The organism is Novosphingobium terrae (assembly GCF_017163935.1).
Lineage (GTDB): Bacteria > Pseudomonadota > Alphaproteobacteria > Sphingomonadales > Sphingomonadaceae > Novosphingobium > Novosphingobium terrae.
In genome coordinates this window covers 1,466,199-1,488,996 of record NZ_JABVZR010000001.1, presented here as the reverse complement: position 1 = coordinate 1,488,996, position 22,798 = coordinate 1,466,199, and the positions used below count along the sequence as shown (strand labels likewise).

The 22,798-nt window shown below is 65.0% G+C and carries 26 protein-coding genes; 23 read left to right on the top strand and 3 right to left on the bottom strand.

What is annotated here, in order from left to right:
* The first annotated feature begins 1 nt into the window (after nucleotide 1).
* Nucleotides 2-637: a DUF2059 domain-containing protein gene (locus HGK27_RS06865; protein ID WP_206239822.1), complete on the top strand. Its 636-nt coding sequence runs from the start codon at nucleotides 2-4 to the stop codon at nucleotides 635-637.
* A gap of 107 nt (nucleotides 638-744) precedes the next feature.
* A complete protein-coding gene (locus HGK27_RS06860; RefSeq protein WP_206239820.1) occupies nucleotides 745-951 on the top strand; it encodes a hypothetical protein in 207 nt (68 codons plus the stop codon).
* A 305-nt stretch (nucleotides 952-1,256) separates the two neighbouring features.
* Here HGK27_RS06860 and HGK27_RS06855 read toward each other — a convergent pair whose 3' ends face one another.
* On the bottom strand, nucleotides 1,257-2,294 hold the full coding sequence (locus HGK27_RS06855) for an IS110 family RNA-guided transposase (protein WP_206239818.1): 1,038 nt from the start codon (nucleotides 2,292-2,294) through the stop codon (nucleotides 1,257-1,259).
* A gap of 105 nt (nucleotides 2,295-2,399) precedes the next feature.
* On the opposite strand from HGK27_RS06855, the gene HGK27_RS06850 reads away from it, so the two are divergent.
* The 13 genes from HGK27_RS06850 to HGK27_RS06790 all read left to right on the top strand — a co-directional run bounded on the left by HGK27_RS06850 (nucleotide 2,400) and on the right by HGK27_RS06790 (nucleotide 12,252).
* A complete protein-coding gene (locus HGK27_RS06850) occupies nucleotides 2,400-2,585 on the top strand; it encodes a hypothetical protein (RefSeq protein ID WP_206239817.1) in 186 nt (61 codons plus the stop codon).
* A gap of 106 nt (nucleotides 2,586-2,691) precedes the next feature.
* A complete protein-coding gene (rpiB, locus tag HGK27_RS06845) occupies nucleotides 2,692-3,129 on the top strand; it encodes a ribose 5-phosphate isomerase B (protein ID WP_206239816.1) in 438 nt (145 codons plus the stop codon).
* An 11-nt stretch (nucleotides 3,130-3,140) separates the two neighbouring features.
* Nucleotides 3,141-4,451, top strand: a complete 1,311-nt coding sequence (gene glyA / locus HGK27_RS06840) for a serine hydroxymethyltransferase (RefSeq protein ID WP_206239815.1) — start codon at nucleotides 3,141-3,143, stop codon at nucleotides 4,449-4,451.
* A gap of 15 nt (nucleotides 4,452-4,466) precedes the next feature.
* Entirely contained in the window at nucleotides 4,467-4,955 is a 489-nt protein-coding gene (gene nrdR, locus HGK27_RS06835; protein ID WP_206239814.1) for a transcriptional regulator NrdR, read from the top strand.
* Nucleotides 4,948-5,682, top strand: a complete 735-nt coding sequence (locus HGK27_RS06830) for an RNA methyltransferase (protein WP_206239813.1) — start codon at nucleotides 4,948-4,950, stop codon at nucleotides 5,680-5,682. Before nrdR ends, HGK27_RS06830 begins: the two co-directional genes overlap by 8 nt.
* An 81-nt stretch (nucleotides 5,683-5,763) precedes the next feature.
* Nucleotides 5,764-6,033, top strand: coding sequence for a hypothetical protein (locus tag HGK27_RS06825; RefSeq protein WP_241126897.1), 270 nt, complete (start codon nucleotides 5,764-5,766; stop codon nucleotides 6,031-6,033).
* 231 nt (nucleotides 6,034-6,264) lie between these two features.
* Nucleotides 6,265-6,876, top strand: a complete 612-nt coding sequence (gene rpsD / locus HGK27_RS06820; protein WP_068081069.1) for a 30S ribosomal protein S4 — start codon at nucleotides 6,265-6,267, stop codon at nucleotides 6,874-6,876.
* Between the two features lie 141 nt (nucleotides 6,877-7,017).
* Nucleotides 7,018-8,040, top strand: a complete 1,023-nt coding sequence (locus HGK27_RS06815; RefSeq protein WP_206239812.1) for an SRPBCC family protein — start codon at nucleotides 7,018-7,020, stop codon at nucleotides 8,038-8,040.
* A 123-nt stretch (nucleotides 8,041-8,163) separates the two neighbouring features.
* Nucleotides 8,164-9,093, top strand: coding sequence for a YihY/virulence factor BrkB family protein (locus tag HGK27_RS06810; protein ID WP_206239811.1), 930 nt, complete (start codon nucleotides 8,164-8,166; stop codon nucleotides 9,091-9,093).
* A 98-nt stretch (nucleotides 9,094-9,191) separates the two neighbouring features.
* Nucleotides 9,192-9,569, top strand: a complete 378-nt coding sequence (locus HGK27_RS06805) for a response regulator (RefSeq protein WP_206239809.1) — start codon at nucleotides 9,192-9,194, stop codon at nucleotides 9,567-9,569.
* Nucleotides 9,570-9,598: 29 nt separating this feature from the next.
* The gene (locus HGK27_RS06800; RefSeq protein WP_206239807.1) at nucleotides 9,599-9,748 is read left to right on the top strand and encodes a hypothetical protein; all 150 of its coding nucleotides are present in this window, start codon (nucleotides 9,599-9,601) and stop codon (nucleotides 9,746-9,748) included.
* Between the two features lie 59 nt (nucleotides 9,749-9,807).
* Nucleotides 9,808-11,598 carry a sensor domain-containing diguanylate cyclase gene (locus HGK27_RS06795; RefSeq protein WP_206239805.1) on the top strand — a complete coding sequence of 597 codons (1,791 nt, stop codon included), beginning with the start codon at nucleotides 9,808-9,810 and terminating at the stop codon, nucleotides 11,596-11,598.
* A gap of 465 nt (nucleotides 11,599-12,063) precedes the next feature.
* Nucleotides 12,064-12,252, top strand: coding sequence for a YezD family protein (locus tag HGK27_RS06790; protein WP_206239803.1), 189 nt, complete (start codon nucleotides 12,064-12,066; stop codon nucleotides 12,250-12,252).
* Between the two features lie 4 nt (nucleotides 12,253-12,256).
* On the opposite strand, the gene HGK27_RS06785 is transcribed toward HGK27_RS06790, so the two are convergent.
* Nucleotides 12,257-13,354 carry a L,D-transpeptidase family protein gene (locus HGK27_RS06785; protein WP_206239801.1) on the bottom strand — a complete coding sequence of 366 codons (1,098 nt, stop codon included), beginning with the start codon at nucleotides 13,352-13,354 and terminating at the stop codon, nucleotides 12,257-12,259.
* 165 nt (nucleotides 13,355-13,519) lie between these two features.
* On the opposite strand from HGK27_RS06785, the gene HGK27_RS06780 reads away from it, so the two are divergent.
* From HGK27_RS06780 to HGK27_RS06750, 7 genes are all read left to right on the top strand, one after another.
* The gene (locus HGK27_RS06780) at nucleotides 13,520-14,107 is read left to right on the top strand and encodes a hypothetical protein (RefSeq protein WP_241126895.1); all 588 of its coding nucleotides are present in this window, start codon (nucleotides 13,520-13,522) and stop codon (nucleotides 14,105-14,107) included.
* A gap of 178 nt (nucleotides 14,108-14,285) precedes the next feature.
* Entirely contained in the window at nucleotides 14,286-15,731 is a 1,446-nt protein-coding gene (locus HGK27_RS06775; RefSeq protein ID WP_206239799.1) for an FAD/NAD(P)-binding protein, read from the top strand.
* A gap of 23 nt (nucleotides 15,732-15,754) precedes the next feature.
* Entirely contained in the window at nucleotides 15,755-16,309 is a 555-nt protein-coding gene (locus HGK27_RS06770) for a helix-turn-helix transcriptional regulator (RefSeq protein WP_206239797.1), read from the top strand.
* Between the two features lie 55 nt (nucleotides 16,310-16,364).
* Nucleotides 16,365-17,534 (top strand): MFS transporter, encoded by a 1,170-nt coding sequence (locus HGK27_RS06765; protein WP_206239796.1) that lies wholly within the window; start codon nucleotides 16,365-16,367, stop codon nucleotides 17,532-17,534.
* Between the two features lie 56 nt (nucleotides 17,535-17,590).
* On the top strand, nucleotides 17,591-18,862 hold the full coding sequence (serS, locus tag HGK27_RS06760; protein WP_206239794.1) for a serine--tRNA ligase: 1,272 nt from the start codon (nucleotides 17,591-17,593) through the stop codon (nucleotides 18,860-18,862).
* A 25-nt stretch (nucleotides 18,863-18,887) separates the two neighbouring features.
* A complete protein-coding gene (gene surE, locus HGK27_RS06755; protein WP_206239792.1) occupies nucleotides 18,888-19,652 on the top strand; it encodes a 5'/3'-nucleotidase SurE in 765 nt (254 codons plus the stop codon).
* The gene (locus tag HGK27_RS06750) at nucleotides 19,649-20,656 is read left to right on the top strand and encodes a M23 family metallopeptidase (protein ID WP_206239790.1); all 1,008 of its coding nucleotides are present in this window, start codon (nucleotides 19,649-19,651) and stop codon (nucleotides 20,654-20,656) included. The genes surE and HGK27_RS06750 overlap by 4 nt, the downstream gene beginning before the upstream one ends.
* A gap of 258 nt (nucleotides 20,657-20,914) precedes the next feature.
* Here the strand turns inward: HGK27_RS06750 and HGK27_RS06745 are convergent, their stop codons facing one another.
* Entirely contained in the window at nucleotides 20,915-21,271 is a 357-nt protein-coding gene (locus tag HGK27_RS06745; protein ID WP_206239788.1) for a DUF1761 domain-containing protein, read from the bottom strand.
* Between the two features lie 82 nt (nucleotides 21,272-21,353).
* Here HGK27_RS06745 and rimO point away from each other — a divergent pair, with 82 nt between their 5' ends.
* Entirely contained in the window at nucleotides 21,354-22,745 is a 1,392-nt protein-coding gene (gene rimO / locus HGK27_RS06740) for a 30S ribosomal protein S12 methylthiotransferase RimO (protein ID WP_206239786.1), read from the top strand.
* Nucleotides 22,746-22,798: the final 53 nt, after the last annotated feature.

Here is a 22,798-nt window from a genome sequence, read left to right as displayed (position 1 = left end):
GATGCGTTCAGCCCGGCTGATCGCTGCTGTTGCCACGCTGGCATGGGCCTCTCAGGCCATGCCAGCGGCGGCGCAAGACCATGGGGCTCCGGCAGCTGCGGCTACCGGGGCCCTGGTTCCGAATGAGGCCAGCCTGAAGCTCTCGCGTGAGATCATCGCGGTGGCCTGGCCGGAAGACCAGCGCATGGTGATGATGCGGCGCATGCAGGATGCGATCCTCGCGCCGATGAAGGCCAATATGCAGCTGCCGCCGGAGCTGAACGATCCGGGCCTGCACAAGATCCTGCAGGATTACATCGACAATGTGCCGGAAACCATGGCTCCGGTGATGGCGCAGCATATGCCTGCGCTGTTCGAGGCGATGGCCCATGCCTATGCCCGCAACTTCTCGCTGCCGGAGCTGGAGCAAATTCTGGCCTTTGCCCACACCCCTGCGGGCGGGAAATTCTTCTCGCGCTCCAGCACCCTGCTTCAGGACCCGGATGTGGCGGCAGCCAATGGCGTGATGATGCGCGCGGCGCAACAGGCGACAATGCAGTCGCTGGGCGAGATGCAGGGCAAGATCAGCGACTATTTCAAGGCTCACCCGGAAGTGGCCACCAAGATGAAAGAGCAGGCGACCAAGAAGCCGTCCTGATCCCGGCCAGCCTTCTCTCTGAAAAACCGCTCTTTTCCGGCACTATTCACGCAGCGTTCACGTCAAAAATGATTCTCTCGGCTGGCTCCATGATGAAGGACCAGCCCATGCGCCGGACCGCTTCTTTCGCCCTTCTTGCCCCCTTTTTGCTGCTGGGCGGATGCGCCACAGCCTACACTGACACCGCAGCCCTGTGCGCAGGCGATGCGGGCTGCTCCAGCAGACCGATGCCCACTGGGCAGAATGGCGTGCAATGGTCTCCGGTGAGCCATAATCGCACCTGGTCCTTCGGCGGCCCCAGCCCCATGCCTTGAGGGATGAACGAACAGCCGCTTGCAACCGCTCCGGAAAGACGTCTGTGGATGGCTCCCGCGTTGCAAGCACTTTTTGAAATTCTGACGATCGGTCGGGTGCAGTCGTCTGTCCGGCCTGTTGATGCAGTCGTTTCGGACTGCTGGCCCTGATGGGGTCCGAAAAACAGAGTTCCTATCGCCTTCACAGGCTGTTGCGCCTAAGACTTTCCACGGGTTGTCCCTGTTCCCGGTCTGACCGGTGTCGCCATCATTTCTCTTTGCGCTCACAACTCCGTTCGGCCGATCACCTCAGCCGGATTGCGTACTCATGCGGCCAATCCGGGCACATGGTGTGATTGATAGACCTGACCGCGTGTCATGACCGCCCACGCGATCCGCGCTATCTTGTTGGCCATGGCGACGCTGGCCACGCGGGCAGATTTTCTAGCCAGTATCCCAACGAGAAACGGGTGAACCGTTGCAGGGCCCTCCTTGGCGCGGCGTAGCAGGGAGGTCGCCCCGATGACCAACAGCTGCCGTAGATATTTATCGCCCATCTTGGTGATCCGGCCAAGGCGCTCCTTGCCGCCACTCGACTGCTGACGCGGTGTCAGGCCAAGCCATGCGGCAAACTGGCGGCCAGACCTGAACTGGTGCGGGTCGGTAACCGATGCTGCCAGCGCGGTTGCGCCAATCGAACCAATGCCCGGGATCGTCGCCAACCGACGCGCCATGTCATCGCTTCGCCGGAGAGCTTCCAGGCGCAAATCAAGTTCATGAAGCCGGGCATGAAGCTTGAGCACCAGCTCGCACAGCATGCCGATCACCTGCGCCGCTTGTGGTGGCAGATCAATCGCGGCCTCGCCATCTTCGATCTGTTGCGCCAGATGCAGCGCCCGCCCAAGTCCGATCGGAATGGCGATACCAAACTCTGCTAACTGGCAGCGCATCATGTTGACCAACTGTGTACGTTGACCAGTCAAAAGAGAGCGCACCCGGTGAAGTGACAGGGCCGCCTGCTGCTCACGAGACTTGATCGCCACGAACCGCATCGTCGGACGTGTCACCGCCTCGCAGATGGCCTCGGCATCAGCAGCATCGTTCTTGCCGCGTTTTACATAGGGCTTCACGTAGCATGGCGGCATCAGTCGCACCTCGTGACCAAGGTTTTGCAGTTCCCGCGCCCAATGATGCGATGTCCCGCAAGCCTCGATGCCGACAAGGCAGGGCGATAGCCTTGCAAAGAAGGGCAACATTTGCGCTCGGCGCAACGCCTTGCGCACAATGACGGTGCCCTCTTTGTCGACACCGTGAACCTGGAAGACATTTTTGGCCAGATCGAGGCCGATCGTGCTAATTTCCATGGCGGATGGCTCCTTGCGTGGGTTTGCCTGACGGCAACCTCATCATGACATTCAAATGTCGTGAGCGGGAGCCATCCACCTCATCCCCTTATGCGCTGGATCGCCTTGCTATCCCTGCCTCTGCTCACGGCCTGTATGGATCGCGGGGTCAGCGGCGATCAGGTCACCTTGTGCGAACGCAGCCCTGTCTGCTCCGCCCATCCCCTGCCCGCCGGCCAGAACGGTGTGGAATGGACGCCACAGGGCGGTGCAAACAACGCCGGCAAGCCTGCCGCCACCGTCAAACGCTAAAACAGTCACGCATTAAAAGACGGATTGGCACGGCCAAGACTGGCCCTTTGTTGCATTCCGCTCTATGGGCACCTGCGAATCCCGGCCAAGAGGAACCTCGCAGCCCATGCGCATCGCCATCGCTTCCGATCACGCCGCCTTCGACCTGAAGGCAGAGCTTGTCACCTTCCTGCACGAGGAAGGCCATGAGGTGAGCGATCTGGGGCCAGAAAACGCCGACCGCGTCGACTACCCCGATTACGGCTACAAGCTGGGCGATGCCATCGCCAAGGGTGAAGCCGATTTCGGCGTGGCGCTGTGCGGCAGCGGGATCGGCATTTCCATCGCCGTCAACCGCAACCCGGCGGCCCGCTGCGCTCTGGTGAGCGAGCCCTATTCGGCCACGCTGGCGCGTGAGCACAACAATGCCAATGTCATCGCGCTGGGCGCGCGCCTGACCGGCATCGACATGGCCAAGGCCTGCATCTCCGCTTTTCTTGCCGGGCAGTTTGCCGGCGGGCGCCATGGGCCCCGCGTCGACAAGCTCTCGAACCCCTCCTGCTGAAGGACACGCATATGACCGCCACCATCACCGATGTTCGCCCCCTGGGCTTCTTCACCGGCACGCTGGCCGAGCGTGATCCCGAGATCACCGGCTGGATCAACAAGGAGCTGCAGCGCCAGCGCGACAAGATCGAGCTGATCGCTTCGGAAAACATCTGCTCGACCGCCGTGCTGGAAGCTGCCGGTTCGATCCTGACCAACAAGTACGCCGAGGGCTATCCGGGCCGTCGCTACTATGGCGGTTGCGAGTATGTCGACCACATCGAGAGCATCGCCATCGAGCGTGCCAAGAAGCTGTTCGGCGCCGAATTCGCCAATGTGCAGCCCAACTCGGGCAGCCAGATGAACCAGGCCGTGTTCCTGGCGCTGCTGCAGCCGGGCGACACCTTCATGGGCCTCGACCTCAACTCGGGCGGCCACCTCACCCATGGTTCGCCGGTCAACATGAGCGGCAAGTGGTTCAACCCCGTCGCCTATGGCGTGCGCGAGGACAACCAGCTGATCGATATGGATCAGGTGGCCGACATCGCCCGCACGCATAAGCCCAAGCTGATCGTCTGCGGCGGCACCGCCTATTCGCGCCCTTGGGACTGGAAGCGCTTCCGCGAGATCGCTGACGAGGTCGGCGCCTATCTGATGGCAGATATGAGCCATATCTCGGGTCTGGTCGCCGGCGGCGTGCATGAGAGCCCGGTGCCTCACGCCCATGTCACCACCACCACCACGCACAAGTCGCTGCGCGGCCCCCGCTCGGGCATCATCCTGACGAATGACGAGGCGCTGGCCAAGAAGTTCAACTCGGCGATCTTCCCCGGCCTGCAGGGTGGCCCGCTGGTCCACATCATCGCCGCCAAGGCTGTGGCCTTCGGTGAGGCGCTGACGCCCGAATTCAAGGCCTATGCCCGTCAGGTCAAGGCCAACGCCCATGCGCTGGCCACCAGCCTGCAGGCCGAAGGTCTGGGCATCGTCTCGGGCGGCACCGACAATCACCTGATGCTGGTCGACCTGCGCCCCTTCGGCGCCAAGGGCAAGCATGCCGAGCATGCGCTCGATCGCGCCGCCATCACCTGCAACAAGAACTCGATCCCCTTCGACAGCGAGAAGCCCCTGCTGACCAGCGGCATCCGTCTGGGCACGCCGGCAGGCACCACCCGTGGCTTCGGCGAGGCCGAGTTCACCCAGATCGGCAAGTGGATCGCCGAGGTGGTCGCCGCGCTGGGCAAGAACGGTGCCGAGGGCGATGCCCAGATCGAGGCCGCCGTGGAAGCCAAGGTGCAGGAACTGTGCGCCAACTTCCCGATCTACCCCAACCTCGCTTACTGAGCGGAAGCCTGAACCTTGCGTTGCCCTTTCTGCGCCCATGACAACACCCAGGTGAAGGATTCGCGTCCCGCCGAGGACAACACCGCGATCCGCCGCCGCCGCCAGTGTGAAAACTGCGGCGGACGGTTCAGCACCTTTGAGCGCGTACAGCTGCGTGAGGTTTTCGTGATCAAGAGTGGGGGCGCCTCTGACGCCCCCACTCGCCGCGAACCTTTCGATCGCTCCAAGATCGACAAATCCGTTTCGCTGGCCTGCCGCAAGCGTGGCATCGCTCAGGAACGGCTGGACCAGCTGGTCAGCGGCATCCAGCGCCAGATCGAGACCATGGGTGAAAGCGAAATCGCCAGCCACGCCATCGGCGAGATGGTGATGGAGGGCCTGCGCCAGCTCGACAGCGTGGCTTATATCCGTTTCGCCTCGGTCTATCGCGATTTCTCCGAAGCGCGTGACTTCGAGGAATTCGCCAGCAATGTCCGCGATATCGGGAGCCGGGCCCATGACTAACAAACCCGTTATCGTGCTGGTGCGCCCGCAGCTGGGCGAGAACATCGGCAAGGCCGCGCGCGCCATGCTCAACTTCGGCCTCACCGAAATGCGGCTGGTCTCGCCACGAGACGGCTGGCCCAATCCCAGCGCCGGGCCCGCCGCTTCGGGGGCCGATGTGGTGCTGGAACAGGCACAGGTCTTCGAAAGTCTGGCCGAGGCGGTGCATGATTGCGCCCATGTCTATGCCACCACCGTGCGCAAGCGCGGCGTGACCAAGCCGGTGCTGACGCCCGAGGAAGCCTCGCGCGAAATCCACACCAATGCCGCGCAGAGCCGCAGCGCCATCGTCTTCGGCCCCGAGCGTTCGGGCCTTGAAACCGACGATGTGGCGCTGGCCCGCGCCATCATCACCGTGCCGATCAACCCGGAATTCGCCTCGCTCAATCTGGCGCAGGCGGTGATTCTTTGCGCCTATGAATGGTCCAAAGGTGTCGGACGCGCCGGGGAACTGGCCCAGCCCACGCAGGAAGAGCTGCTCCCCCCTGCCCCGCAGGATGAGCTGGAAGGCATGATCGGCCATTTCGAGGCCCTGCTGGAACCCAAGGGCTATTTCTTCCCCGAAAGCCGCGCCGCCGCCACGCACCGCACGCTGCGTTCCATGCTGACCAAGCCGCAGTGGAACCATCTGGAGGTGCGGACCATGCGCGGCATCCTTTCCGCCCTGGGGCGTGAACGGCGCGACTGATCGCATTCCGGCATATTGCCCCTTGCGTCCGCGCGTTACGCTGGCAAGCTGCAGCAACAGTTTGCAACAGGGGCAAATTCCATGCGTTTTCTTCTTTCTCTCGCCATGCTGGCGGGGGCAGCTCTTGCCGTTCCCGCTCTGGCTCAGGATGCGCCAGCAGCGGCGGCGTCTTCTGCCAAGGCCGCCAAGCCCAAGAAGATCTGCCGTGCTGACACATCTTTGGGCTCGGTGATGCCGCGCTATGTCTGCCATTCCAAGGAGGAATGGGCCTCGATCGACAAGGCGAACCAGTCAGCGGCGGACGGCGCGCTCAACGGCGCCGGTCCTTCGCTGAAAGGCCCCGGCACCTGATCTGACGCCGTCAGCAGTATGGGCGCTTGACGAAGCAGCCTCAAGCCGCTAACGGCCCGTCCCTACATGGAGCCCGCCCTCACCGGCGGGCCTTTCCATTGGCCCCGCACTCCGGTGAAGCGGTGGCCGCCTGCAGGAGTCGCTTGCAGGGTGCGCGCCGGATGAAACAGACCGGCGCCCGGTGCTCGCGAAGCGGCATCGGCCGGGCATGCAAATAGGAAGGAATGGCCTTTGTCGAAGCGCCACGCATCTAAGTACAAAATCGATCGCCGCCTTGGCGAGAACATCTGGGGCCGTCCCAAGAGCTCGGTCAACCGCCGCAGCTACGGCCCGGGCCAGCACGGTCAGCGCCGCAAGGGCAAGGTTTCGGACTTCGGTCTGCAGCTGCGCGCCAAGCAGAAGCTGAAGGGCTACTACGGCGACGTGACCGAGAAGCAGTTCAAGGCCACCTATCAGGAAGCCGCACGCCTGAAGGGCGACACCGGCCAGAACCTGATCGGTCTGCTGGAGCAGCGTCTGGACATGGTCGTGTACCGCGCCAAGTTCGCGCCGACCATCTTCTCGGCCCGTCAGATCGTGTCGCACGGTCACATCTTCGTGAACGGCGTGAAGTGCAACATCGCTTCGCGTCGCGTGCGCCCCGGCGACGTGATCTCGCTCGGCAAGAAGGCCAAGGAAATGGCCCTGATCGCCGAAGCTCAGGTTCTGCCCGAGCGCGAGATCCCCGACTATGTGGCCGCCGAGGCCGACAAGGCGACCTTCGTCCGCGTCCCCACGCTGGACGAGGTGCCTTACCCCGTGAAGATGGAACCCAATCTGGTCGTCGAGTTCTACTCGCGCTAAGATCTGGTCCCTTTCGGGAACGAACAGGAAAGGCGGTGGCTTCGGTCACCGCCTTTTTTGTTGGGCTTTTTTGTTGCCTGTATTCCGCAGTTTGCTTCACACTGCCTGCCAACCGGCCCGACGCAGTGAAAGCAATTCCCCGTGACCTCGCCAGACACACCCCCGCCAGAGGCTCGCCCGCCAGACCCGGCCATGCCGCGCCCCTCCATCACCGAGCGGCTGCTTTTCGCGGTCCCCGCCGCGCTGGTCTATGGCCTGATCATGTACGCGCTGATCTGGAGCGGGGATGCCTCGGATAACCCCTTGCCGTTTTTCGGCGGGCTACTGTTCTTCCCCATGGCGATTGCCAGCGTCGCCACCATCGCCGCCGATCCGCGCGGGGAAGGCCGCCTCAAGCGCAACATCAAGATCGGCTGGATCTGCATCACGCTGTTTATCCTGCTGTCCTTCGTGGTGCTGCGCGAAGGGGGCATCTGCGTCGCCATGGCCGCGCCCTTTTTCTTCGCAGGATCGGCGCTGGGATCGTGGCTGACCTTCCTGTGCCTGCGCAAGCTGCGTTCGCGCTCGGTGGCCTCCTGCTTCATGGCGCTGCCGCTCTTCGGCCTGCCCGGAGCGCCATCAGCTCCCGCGCCGCCGCTGGAGGATCAGGTGCAGACGGTGATGGACATAGACGCGCCACCGCAGGTCGTCTGGCGCAACACGGTGGAAATCCCCGAAATCAGGCCGGAGGAGCGCCGCTGGACCTTCAGCCATAACATCGTCGGCGTACCCCGCCCCATCGATGCCCGCATCGACAGCCAGGGCGTGGGCGCCGTGCGCCATCTGCGCTGGACCAAAGGCGTCACCTTCGAGGAGGTCGTCACCGGCTGGCAGCAGGATCGCGCGCTCAGCTGGACCTTCCGCTTCGGCCCGGGCTCGATCCCCAAGGCGGTGGAGGGCCATATCAAGGTGGACAGCCCCTATCTCAAGCTGTTGGGCGGCGAATACCGCCTCTCCCCCCTGCCTCAGGGCCGCACCCGGCTGACACTGACCACCCGCTACCGCATCGCCACCCCGATCAACGCCTATTGCGATCTGTGGGGCCATCTGTTCCTCAATGATTTCCACGGGGCGGTGCTCAATGTCATCCGCCAGCGCTCGGAACGGCAGGCGCATAGCGCGTAAGGCAGAGCATGCCCGGCCCGCGCGCAATATCATGAAATGGAACCCAAAGCCTTGCCCCGGCATTGAGAGTATGACCGGCATCGGGGCGATGCCGGGGATCGAACACAACAGGGGCAGCAATCGATGGATAGAGGCGCAGGAGGCCAGCCACCGGCTCATGAAGCACAAGCCGTGCAGGCCGATGCCTTCCACCGGCTCTCCCCGAAAGCCTGGCGCAGGGCGCTGTGGGACAGCTGGCAGGAAGCCGGCAATGACAACATCGCGCTGATTTCGGCAGGTGTGGCCTTTTACGCCTTTCTGGCGCTGGTGCCGCTGCTGGGCGCGGTGGTGCTGACCTATGGGATGGTCGCCGATCCGGAAACGGTGGTGCGGGACATGAGATCCCTGACCTCGGTGATGCCGCCCGATGCCGCCCATTTCGTGGGGCAGCAGCTGATGGAGGTGGTCCAGACCTCCAGCGGCAAGAAGGGCTTCGGCGCGCTGTTTGCGCTGGCGCTGGCGCTGTTTGCCGCGCGCAACGGGGCCGGGTCGATCATCACCGCGCTCAACATCGCCTATGAGGTGAAGGAGCGGCGCAGCTATATCATCGTCACCCTGCTGGCCATCGGCACGACCGGTCTGGCGGTGTTGACCGTCATCCTCGCCATGGTGGCGATCACGGCGCTGGGGCATTTGCAAAAGCTCGTGCCCGGCGCGCCCATCGTGCTGCTGGTGCTGGGCAAGCTGACCACCTACGGCATCCTGGGCCTCAGCGGCACGGCGGCCTCGGCGATCCTCTATCGCTACGGCCCCTCGCGGAAAAATGCGCGCTGGGTCTGGCTCAATCCGGGGTCGCTGCTGGCCTCTGCCTGCTGGATGCTGCTGGCTTTGGGCTTCGGGGTCTATGTCGCGCGTTTCGGCAATTACAGCGCCACTTACGGCTCGCTCAGCGCGCCGGTGGTGCTGCTGACATGGCTCTATCTCTCGATCTACGCCCTGCTCTTCGGCGCCGAGCTGAATTGCGAGGTGCAGCGCCATGCCACAGCACAGGCGGCTTCGGGCCCGGCGGAATAAAGTTAAGACACGATGCATCCTCACGCCGTCTCAGGCGTTCGCAACAGTCCAGACCCACGCCCTGACCGGGGCTTGGCCACACAGGCAGGAGAACGGTTATGGGCCCGAGAATCGACAGAGGCACGATGGTGCTGGTGGTCGAAGATGAGCCGATGATCCGCATGAACGGCGTCGATCTTCTGGAGGATCAGGGGTATCAGGTGCTGGAGGCCGCCAGCGCCGATGAGGCCATCACCCTGCTGGAGCAGGCCCCCGATGTGCGGCTGCTCTTCAGCGATATCGACATGCCCGGCAGCATGAATGGCGTCGAACTGGCCGAGCTGGTGCATCGTCGCTGGCCGGGCATCCGCCTGCTGCTGACCTCGGGCCAACGGCAGGTCAGCGGCGAGGATATGCCGGAAGACGGACGCTTTCTCGCCAAGCCTTATTCGCAGGGCGATGTGATCGATCAGGTCAAGGACCTGCTGAGCCGCTAAACCCCAACCAGCCAGCAAGGAGAACCACCATGGCCACCACCCCCGAACCGCCCGACGGCCCCCAGCCCGATGCGCCGCAGGTGCCCCATCCCTCGGGCGTGCCCTACAGCCCCATGCCGCCCAGAGAGACGCCTCAGGACGATCCCCTGCCCGATCAGGACGGCCCCGGACCGGCCTGAAACACCTCTTTACGCCGTCAACAAGGCATTCATTAACCGTTTTCGGGCAAGGGATGGGCATGTCGGTGTCGCCCCGTTCTTCTGCTTCATTCCCGCTGTTCAAGGCGCTCTTCGCGGCGGGCGCCTATTTTCTGTGTACCGCCATCGCGCTGCAGCTGACGCGCTTTGACGGCGGGGTGGCGATCGTCTGGCTGGCGGGCGCGGTGCTGTTTTCGCTGCTCTCGATCACCCCGCGCCGCCGCTGGTGGCCATTGCTGCTGGCCTGCCTGCCCGCCGGCATCGCCTCGATCGGCCTGTTCGGCTTCGGCGGCTGGCTGACCCTGCCTCTTGCGGTGATCGGCGTGGCCGAGGCCTGGAGCGCGGCCTGGCTGATGAAGCGCGTCCACCCCCGCTTCGGCCGCTTCGAATCCGTGACCGAAGCGCTGCGCTTTATCGTCGTGGTCGGCCTGCTGGTGCCTGCCGTCAGCGCGCTGGCCGGGGCGGTATGCGCGCATCTGGCCAAGGGCATCCCCTATGGCTCGGCGTGGCGCGACTGGTTTACCGCCCATGCTCTGGGCTTCGTGGTCTTTTCCCCGCCGCTGCTGCTGGCCCTGCGCGGACAGATCGGCGGCTGGCTGCGCAGCGTGCGCCGCCCACAGGCGCTGGAGGCCACCGGGCTGCTGGGCGCGGTCACGCTTTGCGCGGCGATCACCTTCGGGCAGGATGTGGTGCCGCTGGTGGTGCTGCCCATCGTGCCGATGGTGGCGGCCACCTTCCGGCTGGGGCGCTTCGGGGCGGTGGCCTCGGTGGTGATCCTGCTGACGGTGGGCCTTGGCTGCTCGCTGGCCGGGCTTGGGCCGACCATGCTGCTGCATGCCACCATGACGCTGAGGCTGGAGGTGCTGCAGATCTATTTCGCCTCGGTGGTGGTGATCCTGCTGCCGCTGGCCGGGGAGCTGGAGGCCCGCCAGCATTTGCTGCGTCAGGTCCGCGCCGCCGATGCCCTGCACCGTCTGATCATCGAGCGCACCAGCGATGTGATGATGCGGCTGGGGGCCGATGGCACGATCCGCTATGTCTCGCCCGCCGCGCTGCGCGAATGGGGCTACCGCCCGGAGGATCTGGTGAGCCGCTGTGCCTATGACATCGTGCTCGCCGCCGATCTGCCCGCCGTGGTCGAGGCGCGCCATCGCACCCTCGAAAACTCCGAACAGACCATCAGCGTCGAATACCGCCTGATCCGCAAGGACGGCACCGCCGTCTGGGTGGAGAGCCATATGTGCGGCGCGCCGGGCGCCGACGGCCAGCCCAATGGCACGATCTCGATCATCCGCGACACCACCCGCCGCCGCATGGCCATGGATGAGCTGGAACGCCAGGCGATGACCGACCCGCTGACGGGTCTGGCCAACCGCCGCGCCTTCGATAGCGCGCTGGAAACGGCGGTCACCAGCCATCGGGGCGGCTGTCTGGCGCTGTTCGACCTCGATCACTTCAAGCTGATCAACGATCGCTATGGCCATGCCACCGGCGACCGCGTGCTGACCCTTTTCGCGGCGGTGTTGCACGGCACCACGGCGCATGACGAAAGCGCGGGCCATGTGGTGGCGCGGCTGGGCGGCGAGGAATTCGCGGTGCTGTTCCGCGGGGCCTCCCTCGATCAGGCGCGGCTGCTGTGCGAGAGGGTGCGGCTGAGGCTGGCCGCCAGCGAAAGCCGTTCACTGACCGGTGAGGTGGTGAGCGTCACCGTCAGCGTGGGTCTGGCTCCGCTGGTTCCGGGCGAAACTGCGGAACAGATCCTGCGCGATGCCGATGCCGCGCTCTATCGCGCCAAGGATGGCGGGCGCAACCGGCTGACCATCGCCGCCTGATCCCGGAACGCCCGGGGCAGAGCTTCGGGAAAGGGCCAGCCCCATGCGCTTTGCAGTTTCGGCATAGACCTGCATCAAGGCCCGCAACGCCGGAGAGCGGCCATGCTTGCGCGCACTGCACGCAGCGTCAGGCCGACCGCATGGCCTGCATGGCAAACTCTCCTTCGGGACCGTGGATGAGATGCTGCCAGATATGAACCGGGCCATCCATGTCAGCCATGATGGCGAGGCCGTGACGGCCCTTACCGTGGAGCGCCGGTCGATCGGCGCGGAAGGATGGGATGGGCAAAATCCGTCTTCCGCGCCGACGCCTTATTTCCTACTCATTAGATAGGCAATTGTCCCGCAACGCTTCTTTGCCGAGGCCCTAGAAAATCTTCAGCTTCAACCCTGACGGACCATATTTATTCCTATTTATCGAATAGGGTATAAAGACCATGGCGATCCCGCCTGACGGAGACGATCATGACCATCCCCATCCAGCGCCTCGATGTGCCACCCGCAGCTCCGGACGCCATCCCTAACGCTCTGGACACCACGCTGACCGAGGTGCGCAACGCGCTCCAGCGGCTGGATTATGGCCACATCGCCCTCACCATTCACGCGGGCAAGGTGGTGCAGATCGACGTGACCGAGAAAAAGCGCTTCGCCTGAAGAATCAAGCCTCCCGGTTTCCCACGAAGTTCACCGCAATGCCCGGCAGCACGCCGCCCGCCAGCGCTTCGGCATCCCAATTGGTCATCCGCACGCAGCCATGGCTGGCTGTCTTGCCGATGGTGTCGGGTTCGGGCGTGCCGTGCAGGCCGTAGCTGGGCGCATTGAGATCGATCCACACCGCGCCGACCGGATTGTTCGGCCCCGGCTTGATCACCAGTTTCCCCGCCGAGCGCGGCCCCCATTTCAGCTTGGCGGGATCATAGGTGTAATCGGGATGCCAGGCCACGCCCACCACCTTGTGATTGCCGCTGGGCGACGGGCGCTCGGTCGATCCCACGGTGGCGGGGTAGAAGGCGATGAGCGTGCCGTCCTTGCCATAGGCCCGCACGGCTTCCTCCGATTTGGAGACCTCGATACGTGCCACATCACCCTTGGTGAAAGCGGGCGGCGCAGCATCGACCACCAGAATGCGCTGCCCCGCTTTGGTCAGATCGACACCGGGGTTCAGCGCAGTGAGCAAATCCTGACTCATATGGAACCGCTCGGCCAGAGCTTCGAGCGAGCTGCCATATTGCGGCCCACCGGGCAGCGCCGCCAGCTTGACGAAATCCTCGCCCACATTCGGCGCAAAGGGCCCCTGCACGTCCTGAGCCGTCAGCGTGTACATCTGCGCCACGCCGCGCCCGCCCTGAGCCTGCGCCAGCAACGCCTGCCATGTCTTGCCATCGATGGTGCCACTGTCGGGCAGGTCATGCGCGCCCTGAAAAGCGGCGACGGCGTGGCGCAGATTGGTGCCCAGCTTGCCGTCGATCACGCCGGGGGAAAACCGCGCCCGGGCCAGCAGCACCTCGGCGCGGATGATAAAGGGATCGGGCGCGGCATGAGGCCCGGGCTGGGCGGGCACAGGCGCCACGCCCTGCGGCAGGGGCAGCGCCTGATTGATCGTGGCAACATCCCGTGCGCGCGGATCGGCAGATGGCGCGGCGCTCGACACAGCCGATGCGGCGCTCTGCTGGGCCTGTCCCGCCGCCTGCCCGGCGCCATTGTCGCAAGCGCAGGCCAGCAGGGTCAGCGGCCACAGGACAAGCTCTTTCTTCATGATATCACGACCCTTTATGGTTGATCTTACCTTTCGAAAAGCACCCCGCCGGGGGCTTTGTTCCACGCGGGGCTCCCCTGTCCGCAAGGGCAGGAGGGTTACACCATGCTTCATCCACGGTTCAGCCGGAGGAGATAGGTTCTCGCCATCACGAGGAGGCTTTTCATGCGCAAACTCATCCGACTGTCACCCAAAGTCCTGATCGGCGCCGCTGCCCTGTCGCTGGGCGTTGCCTGCGCGGCCGAAGCCGCCACCGCCAAGCTGCACACCATGCTGGTCAATCTGCCCGACGGTTCGGTGGCGCAGGTCAGCTATGAGGGCGATGTGGCACCGCGAATCGCGATCCAGCCCACCGATGCCCGGCAGGATGCCACCATGGCCCCCGATCAGGCCTCGATGATGATGGCCGATCCCTTTGCGCAGATGGCGCTGGTCTCGGCGATGATGGACCGTCAGGCCGATGCCATGATGCAGCAGGTCTCGGCCATGCAGCATGCCGCCGCCCAGCAAGGCGCGGCCCCCGGCATGACCATGACCGGCGCCGACAAGCTGCCCGCGGGCGTGCAGATGACCTATGTCTCGACCACCACCGATGCCAATGGCTGCACCCGCACCGTCTCCTATGCTTCGGACGGTTCGCAGGCCGCCCCCAAGGTGACCGAGGCCGCCTCGCATGGCTGCGAGGCCAAGCCGGTTGCGCCCTCCGGCGCGACGCAGCGCGAGGCGCCCGTCTCCCCCGACCGCAAGGTTTAAGCTGCCTTCCCACCTTCGGTATCCAGGCGAGCGGTGCCCCTGTGGGCGCCGCTCGCTCTCGTTGCGCGAGGCATAGGGCGGCAAAGAATTTCTTGTAAGACTACCAAATCGATAGAGTTTACATGAAAGGCCGTCACATCGACATGCGGCCCGGCTCCGGCCCTCAGGATGGAAAGACATGGTTGAAATCGCTGCCCATCCTCTGCCTGTATCGTTTCCCTCTTCCGCCAATCTGCCCATCGCCATCGTCGGCGCGGGATTTTCCGGCACGCTGCTGGCGATCAATCTGCTGGCGCAAGGTGCGCATGTCGTGCTGGTGGAGCGCCAGCGCGAAAAACTGGCGCGGGGTCTGGCCTATCAGACCCATCAGCCCGAGCATCTGCTCAATGTCCGCGCCAACAATATGAGCGCCCATGCCGATGATCCGGACCATTTCCTGCGCTGGCTGGACCATGCCGAAAACGGCCGCGAAACCGATCTGCTCTCCACCGAGGAGCATCCCCACACGCTCAGCGAGGAACAGGCCAACCGCTTTGTGCCTCGCGTGCTCTATGGCCGCTATCTGCGCGAGCAGCTGATGAAGGCCATGGCCAATGCCCCGGCGCGCTTCACGCTCAAGGAGCAGGATGCTGTGGATGTGGAATGGCGGCAGGACCGCGCCGTGCTTCAGCTCGACAGCGGGGAGGTGGTGCATGCCGCCTCGCTGGTGCTGGCGACGGGTCATGTCGAGCCGCAGCCCTTGCCCGTGCTGGCCCATCTGCCGCCCGACCTGGCGGTGAGCAATCCGTGGTCGCCCCGCGCCATCGAAGGGCTGAGGCCTGACGATCATGTGCTGCTGGTCGGCACCGGGCTGACGATGGTGGATGTCGCCATGTCGCTGGAGGAAGCGGGCTGGCGGGGCAAGATCACCGCATGCTCTCGCCGTGGCCTGATGCCGCGCGTACATGCCGAAACCGGCCCCCATGCGCCGCCGGTCTTCCCGCCGCAGAAGCATGGCTCATGGCTGCTGCGCTATCTGCGCGAGAGGTCCCGGCAGGTCGATTGGCGGCAGGCGGTGGACGAAATCCGCCCCCATGCCCAGAGCCTGTGGCGCCTGCATGATGCTGATGAGCAAGCCCGCTTCCTGCGCCATCTGCGCCCATGGTGGGATGTGCATCGCCATCGCATGGCGCCTCAGGTGGCGCAGCGCCTCGCCGCCATGCATCAGGAGGGGCGGCTGACCGCCCTCGCCGGGCGCATCCAGACGGCGGAGCAGACCGGCGACGGGGTGCAGGTCACGCTTCAGCCCCGCGGCACGGATCGGCTGGAAGAGCTGAACGTCACGCGGATCATCACCTGCACCGGGCCTCAGGGCGATATTGCGGTGAAGCCTGCTCATTTGATGGCCAATCTGCTGGGGCAGAAACGCGCCCGGCCCGATGTGCATCGCATGGGTCTGGATGTCGACCGGCTGGGCCATGTGCTGAACACGGCGGGCCAGCCTCAGCCGCGCCTCTTCGCGGTCGGCCCGATGACGCGCGGCGAGGCCTGGGAAACCGTGGCCGTGCCCGATATCCGCCGTCAGGTCTGGCAACTGGCCCGCACGCTGACCGGCTCGCATTGGGTGGAGGGCGACGGGCTTTGACGCCCTCGCCGGGCCAGCGTAGCATGGCAGCCATGGACCATGCCCTGCCCCTTGGCCGCGCGCTGCGCCGTTTCCGGCGCCTGCACGCCATCAAGCAGACCCATCTGGCCGAGATGCTGGGGGTCAGCCAGGGCAGCGTCTCGCGCTGGGAAAGCGGCACGCATGCGCCCGATCCGGCGCAGCATCGCCGCCTGCTCGATCTGATGGCGACACGTTCTGACGCTTCGGGCGATGCGGCGCTCAAGCGGCTGATCGCCAGCTCGACGGCGCGCGTGCATCTGGTCTGCGATGTGACGCATCGGCTGCTGGCGGCGTCTCCGGGGCGGGCGGCCTCATGGGGTGCGGATGCGCAGGCCTATCTGGGCACATCGCTGTGGCCCTATGCCACGCCGGAGATCATCACCGCTCAGGACGGCCTTGCCGACAGCGGCTGGTTCGAGCGCCCCTTCGCCAGCCTGCGCTTCGAAACCGGCAGCAATGGCAGCCGCGCCATCACCATCCATTCCGGCACCATGCTGTGGGAGAGCCTGCCGCTTGCCGATGGCCGCGTGGGGCGCCTGACCACGGCGCTGGGGTAACCCGCGCATAATTCATTCGTGGGCATGGGCGCTTTCCCCGCGCAGATGCCGCGCCATGAACAAGGTCTGGCCCCAAATCATCCTCCTGTGGCTGAGCGGCGTGATCGCCGCCGCGCAATTGGCGAAATTCTCGGCGCTGGCGCCGGTGCTGCGCGGGCTCTTCGGGCTCGATCTGCTGAGCGTGGGATGGCTGATTTCCCTGCTGGAGGTCGGCGGCGCGCTGTTTGGCTTTGTCGCCGGGCTCGCGCTGGGGCGGATCGGCCCGCGTCGGGTGCTTCTGGGCGGGCTGGCGGTCCTCGCGGCGGCCTGCCCGGTCGAGGCCTCCACGCAGAGCCAGATCCTGCTCTACATCACCCGCGCCATCGAGGGGCTGGGCTATATGCTGGTGGTGGTCAGCGCCCCCACGCTGATCGCCGCACTTGCGGGCGATGGACCGCAACGTGGCCGGGCCATGATCCTGTGGAGCAGCTTCGTGCCTGTCGGGCTGGGGCTGGGCACCATGCTGACCAGCCTGCTGGCCGGATGGCTGGGCCCGCGCATCGCTATCGCCCTCTGGTCCCTGCCCTGCCTCGCGGCTGTCCTGCTGGCATGGCGCATCCACACCGAGGCCACCACCTCCCGCGCCAGAGCATGGCCCGTCCCAGGCGCATGGCTGCTGGCGGCAGGCTTTGGTTGCTACACCCTTTTCCTCTGCGCGCTGGGCGGCCTGCTGCCCACCCTGCTGATCGCACGACAAGGCGCCACCCTGCCTCAGGCCGGGCTGGCGGCGGGGCTGGTGTCGCTGGCCGCCTTGCCCGGCTCGCTGCTGGCGCTGCCTCTGCTGCGCCTTGGCGGCAGGCCCGAGCGGGCGCCCTGCGTTGCGCTGATCATCGCCGCTGCGCTGGCCCCGCTGATCCCGCAAGCCTCGGGGCTGATCGCCTGCACCGCGCTGGCCATGGCGCTGGTGGTGCTGAGCGGGCTGGCGCGCAGCTTCCTCTTCGCCCGCCTGCCGGTGCTGAGCGGGGCCGACAAGCCCGGCGATCCGCGCATCGCCTCGGCGCAGGGGCTGCTGACGCAATGGGGGGCGAGCGGCGCTCTGGCCGGGCCGCCGCTGGGGGCATGGGTGGTGGAGCGCTGGGGCTGGCATGGCCTCGGCGTGATGATCGCGGCGCTGATCCTGCTGCTGGCCGCGCTTTATGCCGCTGCCGAAACCAGCGAAAACCGCCACTATCGTGCCCCATCATAGTGCATTGCGGCAAGCCAGTGCTTGACCCGATGCGGGCAGGCCAATACCCCGCAAACATGCACGATATCCGATTCATCCGCGAAAACCCGCAAGCCTTTGACGCAGGCCTCGCCCTGCGCGGGCTGGCTCCCCTGGCTGACAGCATTCTGGCGGCGGACGCCCAGTCGCGTTCGATCCAGAACAGCCTTCAGGAGCTGCTGGCCGAACGCAACGAGGCTTCCAAGGCCATCGGTCAGGCCAAGGCGAAGAAGGATGAGGCGCTGGCCGCCCAGTTGATGGAGCGTGTGGGCACGCTGAAGGAGACGATCCCCGCTCTGGAAGCCCAGCACCGCGAGGCCGCCGAGGCGGTCAGCGCGCTGCTGGCGGGTCTGCCCAACCTGCCCGCCGAGGGCGTGCCCGAAGGAAAGGATGAGGACGAAAACGTCGAGGTGAAGCGCTGGGGCGATCCGAAACCCGCCGAGGGCGCGAAGGAGCATTTCGACATCGGCGCGCCCTTGGGCCTCGATTTCGAAAGCGCCCAGAGCGTTTCGGGCGCGCGTTTCGCCTATCTGCGCGGCGGCGTGGCCCGCCTGAGCCGCGCGCTGGGCCAGTTCATGCTGGACACGCACACCACCAAATTCGGCTATGAGGAAGTCGCCCCGCCCGTGCTGGTGCGTGACGAGGCGCTGTTCGGCACTGCCCAGCTGCCCAAGTTTGCCGAGGATCTGTTCCAGACCACCGATGGCCGCTGGCTGATCCCCACCGCCGAGGTCAGCCTGACCAATCTGGCCCGCGACCAGATCGTCGAGACCGCCACCCTGCCCCTGCGCTTTACCGCGCTGACCTCCTGCTTCCGCAGCGAGGCAGGGGCAGCGGGCAAGGACACGCGCGGGTTGATCCGCCAGCACCAGTTCGACAAGGTGGAGCTGGTCTCGATCACCACGCCCGAGGAATCGGACGCCGAGCATGAACGGATGACCGAAGCTGCCGAGCATATCCTCGAAACGCTGGTCCTGCCCTATCGCCGCATGCTGCTCTGCACTGGCGACATGGGCTTTTCGGCGCGCCGCACCTATGACCTTGAGGTCTGGCTGCCGGGTCAGGGCAAGTATCGCGAGATCAGCTCCTGCTCGAACTGCGGCGATTTCCAGGCTCGCCGCATGGACGCCCGCTACAAGCCCGAGGGCCAGAAGAGCACGCGCTTCCTGCACACGCTCAACGGTTCGGGTCTGGCCGTGGGCCGCACGCTGGTCGCCGTGCTGGAGAATTACCAGAACACGGACGGCAGCGTGACCGTGCCCGAGGCGCTGCGCCCCTATATGGGCGGCCTCGACGTCCTGCGCCCCTGATCTGATCTTATACGGAAGTTTCTCCATGCGTATCCTGCTGACCAATGACGATGGTATCCACGCCCCCGGCCTGAAGGTGCTGGAAGCCATCGCCCGCCAGCTTTCCGACGACATCTGGATCTGCTGCCCCGAGGAAGAGCAGTCGGGCGCGGGCCACTCGCTGACGCTCAGCCGGCCGGTGCGCCTGCGCCAGTATGAGGAACGCCGTTTCGCCGTCAGCGGCACGCCGACCGATTCGGTGACCATGGCGCTGAAAAAGATCCTGCCCGCCGCGCCCGACCTGATTCTCTCGGGCGTGAACCGCGGCGCCAATCTGGGCGATGACGTGACCTATTCGGGTACCGTCTCCGCCGCGATGGAAGGCGCGCTGGCCGGAATCCGCTCGATTGCGCTCAGCCAGGTCTATTCCAAGGAAGGTCTGGGCGATTCGGTGTCCTTCTCGGCGGCAGAAGCATGGGGATACAAAGTTTTACAACCATTGGTGAATGCCCCGATTGCGCCACGCACATTGGTTAACGTAAATTTCCCTCCGATCGCAGGCGATCAGGTAAGGGGCATTCGCGTGGTAAGGCAGGGTTTCCATGATTACGCACGCGGTTCGGTGGTCGAAGGCACCGATCCGCGCGGCTATCGCTACTTCTGGTTCGGCCTGCACGGCATCGAACACACCACCGGTCATAACACCGATCTGGAAGCGATTGCCGACGGCTTCGTCTCGGTGACGCCGCTGCAGCTCGACCTGACGCATGAGGCTTCGCTGGCGGCGCTGGGCGCAAGGTTCCAGGCGTGAAGGCGCTGCCGCTGCTGGCAGCAGCTCTGGTGATCGCCGCCCCCGCTGTCGCGGCGCCTGAAAAGACGCCCGCGAAAAAGCACAAGCCTGCCGCCGAGGCGAAGGGTGAGAACGATGTCCCGCTCGATCGCGAGCATGTCCATCTGGTGAAACCCGGCGAGACGCTGGGCGGCATCGCGCATCGCGCCAAGGTGCCGCGCATTCTGATCATCGAGGCCAACTCGATCAAGCCGCCCTATGACGTCCACGCCGGGCAGCGGCTGATGCTGCCCCGCACCCGCCGCCATACGGTGAAAGAAGGCGAGACCGGCTTTGACATCGCCTATCATTATGGCGTGCCGCTGTCCTCGATCCTGGTCGCCAATGGGCTGAAGGATGGCACCAAGCTGGATGTCGGCCAGTCGCTGCTGATCCCGACGATGCTGTCGTCGGACAAGAAGGCCGTGGTGGCAGCGGACGACAAGCCCGCCAGGAAGGACAAACCCACCGCCGAGAACGACGCCGCTGACACCCCCAGCCCGCGCGAGGCCAAGGCGGATCATGGTGACGGCGGTTCGGCCAAGGCCGCGCCGCATTTTTCATGGCCGCTGAACGGGCCGGTGCGCCGTGGCTTCACGCCGCGCGGCAAGCCCAATTTCCATGACGGGCTCGACATCGTCGCGCCGGAAGGCAGCGCTGCGCGTGCTGTCGCCTCGGGCACGGTGCTGTTTGCCAAGGAAGAGCCAGACAGCTTCGGGCGTCTGGTCGTGATCGACCACGGGAACGGCTGGCAGTCAGCCTATGGCTTCCTGAGCAAGATCACCGTGAAGGAAGGCGATCCCGTCAAGGCGCATGAGCGAGTCGGGCTGGTCGGCCACTCCGGCAAGGCAACGCGCGACGAGCTGCATTTCGAGATCAGGCAGGATAACCATCCCGTCGATCCTGCGGGCCTTCTGCCGAAGCGGGTTGCCGAGAAGAAGGTGGATGAGAAGGTTGCGGTCAAGAAGGTCGTGAAGAAGAAGTGAGAATGCGAGGGTGTTACACCCTCGCGCTCCCGGGTTTGTCTACGTCGCGCATCGGGTTCGGCCTTGCGCCCGGATTGCAGCGCCGCAGGCGTAAAATACCCCGCACAGCCTATTGATCACAGGATAACATGCCTGCGGCGCTCTGCATTGCGCTGGTGGAGAGATTGGGCACTCGGCTGCGGTGCCACTACCGTTTCGTCGGAAGACGTCATGGGAGCGCGAGGGGATAATCCCCTCGCATCTTCTCTTCCTAACTTCTTACTTCAAAACCCAAAACACCGTCCCCATCCCGAGAAACGCAACCAGCCAATAGCCGGCATCGATCAGCGTTTCCCGGCAAGGCACCTTATGCCGCCCATCGGCCACCACCTGCGCGGGAATGATGATCGACAGCGCAAAGCCTCCACTCATCATCCAGTAGAGCCATGGCTTCACCGCCAGCGCATCCACGCCCACCCGCGCGAAATTATGCCCGATCAGCGAGGCTGGGAAAAACAGCACCAACAGACGCCACGCAGGCGGAACAGCGCGGCGGAACAGGGCGTACCACGGCCACGCGATGCCTGCGGCCACCGCCGCTGCGAGGATCACCGCGATCCAGTTGACGGGGCCCATAGGTGCAATCCTTTCGCGCGCATTCGCAATATAACGCCAGCAGTAGCGTTTTGGGCGCTTTGGGTGTAGGGGCGCGTCCGTTATGTCCAGCGAAAACACGATCACCGTTCTTCCCGATGCTCCCAAGGTCGGCATGGTCAGCCTTGGCTGTCCCAAGGCCCTTGTCGATTCCGAGCGGATTCTCACGCGTTTGCGGGCCGATGGCTATGCCATGAGCCCGGATTATGCCGGCGCCGATGTGGTGCTGGTGAACACCTGCGGCTTCCTCGATTCCGCCAAGGAAGAATCGCTGGCCGCCATCGGCGAGGCGATTGCCGAAAACGGTCGCGTGATCGTGACAGGCTGCATGGGCAATGAGGCCGATGTGATCCGCGCCCGCTTCCCCGATGTGCTGGCCGTCACCGGCGCGCATCAGTATGAGCAGGTGGTCGATGCGGTGCATATTGCCGCGCCGCCCTCGCAGGGGCCCTTCGTCGATCTGATCCCGAGCCGCGATGGCGAGGTGAAGCTGACGCCGCGCCACTATTCCTATCTGAAGATTTCGGAAGGCTGCAACCATTCCTGCTCCTTCTGCATCATCCCGCAGCTGCGCGGCAAGCTGGCGAGCCGCCGGATCGATGCCGTGCTGCGCGAGGCGGAAAAGCTGGTTGCGGCCGGGACGCAGGAACTGCTGGTCATCAGTCAGGACACTTCGGCCTATGGCGTTGATATCCGCCATGAAAGCCGCATGTGGAAGGGCCAGGAGGTTCGCGCTCACATGACCGATCTGGCGCGTGAGCTGGGCAATCTGCGCACAGCTGATGGCACGCCGCCCTGGGTGCGTATGCATTACGTCTACCCTTATCCGCATGTGGACGACATCATTCCGCTGATGGCCGAGGGGCTGATCACGCCCTACCTCGACATTCCCTTCCAGCATGCCGCGCCCAATGTGCTGCGCGCCATGAAGCGCCCGGCCAATGAGGCCAAGGTGCTGGAACGCATCAAGAAGTGGCGCGAGATTTGCCCCGATCTGGCGATCCGTTCCTCCTTCGTGGTGGGCTTCCCCGGCGAGACCGAGGAGGATTTCCAGTATCTGCTCGACTGGCTGGATGAGGCGCAGCTCGATCGCGTCGGCGGCTTCCGTTTCGAGCCTGTCGAGGGTGCGACGGCCAATGATCTGCCCGGCGCCGTGCCCGAGGCGGTGAAGGAAGAGCGCTACACCCGCCTGATGGAGAAGACCGAGGCGATCAGCGCGGCGCGTCTTGCCCGCAAAATCGGCCGCACCATTCCCGTCATCATCGACGAGGTGGGTGAGGCTGACGAAGAGGGCGATCGCGGCGCCACGGGCCGCAGCCAGGCCGATGCGCCGGAGATCGACGGTCAGGTTCTGCTGCGCGACGTGCCTGCAGATCTGGAGCCCGGCGCCATCGTCCGCGTCCATATCGAGGATGCCGATGCGCATGATCTTTTTGGCGTGATCGTGGAAAGCTGAACGCTATACCGCGACGAAGCGTGCATCAGCGCATGGTGAAACGAGGGAACGAA

What these genes read in the sequence shown, in the direction of transcription:
- HGK27_RS06865 (WP_206239822.1), top strand. Translation starts at nt 2, where the DNA reads ATGCGTTCAGCCCGGCTGATCGCTGCTGTTGCCACGCTGGCATGGGCC.
- HGK27_RS06745 (WP_206239788.1), bottom strand. Translation starts at nt 21,271, where the DNA reads ATGGGCCCCGTCAACTGGATCGCGGTGATCCTCGCAGCGGCGGTGGCC.
- HGK27_RS06785 (WP_206239801.1), bottom strand. Translation starts at nt 13,354, where the DNA reads ATGAAGAAAGAGCTTGTCCTGTGGCCGCTGACCCTGCTGGCCTGCGCT.
- HGK27_RS06830 (WP_206239813.1), top strand. Translation starts at nt 4,948, where the DNA reads ATGACTAACAAACCCGTTATCGTGCTGGTGCGCCCGCAGCTGGGCGAG.
- HGK27_RS06775 (WP_206239799.1), top strand. Translation starts at nt 14,286, where the DNA reads ATGGTTGAAATCGCTGCCCATCCTCTGCCTGTATCGTTTCCCTCTTCC.
- HGK27_RS06765 (WP_206239796.1), top strand. Translation starts at nt 16,365, where the DNA reads ATGAACAAGGTCTGGCCCCAAATCATCCTCCTGTGGCTGAGCGGCGTG.
- serS (WP_206239794.1), top strand. Translation starts at nt 17,591, where the DNA reads ATGCACGATATCCGATTCATCCGCGAAAACCCGCAAGCCTTTGACGCA.
- glyA (WP_206239815.1), top strand. Translation starts at nt 3,141, where the DNA reads ATGACCGCCACCATCACCGATGTTCGCCCCCTGGGCTTCTTCACCGGC.
- HGK27_RS06805 (WP_206239809.1), top strand. Translation starts at nt 9,192, where the DNA reads ATGGGCCCGAGAATCGACAGAGGCACGATGGTGCTGGTGGTCGAAGAT.
- surE (WP_206239792.1), top strand. Translation starts at nt 18,888, where the DNA reads ATGCGTATCCTGCTGACCAATGACGATGGTATCCACGCCCCCGGCCTG.
- rpiB (WP_206239816.1), top strand. Translation starts at nt 2,692, where the DNA reads ATGCGCATCGCCATCGCTTCCGATCACGCCGCCTTCGACCTGAAGGCA.
- HGK27_RS06800 (WP_206239807.1), top strand. Translation starts at nt 9,599, where the DNA reads ATGGCCACCACCCCCGAACCGCCCGACGGCCCCCAGCCCGATGCGCCG.
- HGK27_RS06825 (WP_241126897.1), top strand. Translation starts at nt 5,764, where the DNA reads ATGCGTTTTCTTCTTTCTCTCGCCATGCTGGCGGGGGCAGCTCTTGCC.
- rimO (WP_206239786.1), top strand. Translation starts at nt 21,354, where the DNA reads ATGTCCAGCGAAAACACGATCACCGTTCTTCCCGATGCTCCCAAGGTC.
- HGK27_RS06780 (WP_241126895.1), top strand. Translation starts at nt 13,520, where the DNA reads ATGCGCAAACTCATCCGACTGTCACCCAAAGTCCTGATCGGCGCCGCT.
- HGK27_RS06795 (WP_206239805.1), top strand. Translation starts at nt 9,808, where the DNA reads ATGTCGGTGTCGCCCCGTTCTTCTGCTTCATTCCCGCTGTTCAAGGCG.
- HGK27_RS06810 (WP_206239811.1), top strand. Translation starts at nt 8,164, where the DNA reads ATGGATAGAGGCGCAGGAGGCCAGCCACCGGCTCATGAAGCACAAGCC.
- HGK27_RS06860 (WP_206239820.1), top strand. Translation starts at nt 745, where the DNA reads ATGCGCCGGACCGCTTCTTTCGCCCTTCTTGCCCCCTTTTTGCTGCTG.
- HGK27_RS06790 (WP_206239803.1), top strand. Translation starts at nt 12,064, where the DNA reads ATGACCATCCCCATCCAGCGCCTCGATGTGCCACCCGCAGCTCCGGAC.
- HGK27_RS06770 (WP_206239797.1), top strand. Translation starts at nt 15,755, where the DNA reads ATGGCAGCCATGGACCATGCCCTGCCCCTTGGCCGCGCGCTGCGCCGT.
- HGK27_RS06855 (WP_206239818.1), bottom strand. Translation starts at nt 2,294, where the DNA reads ATGGAAATTAGCACGATCGGCCTCGATCTGGCCAAAAATGTCTTCCAG.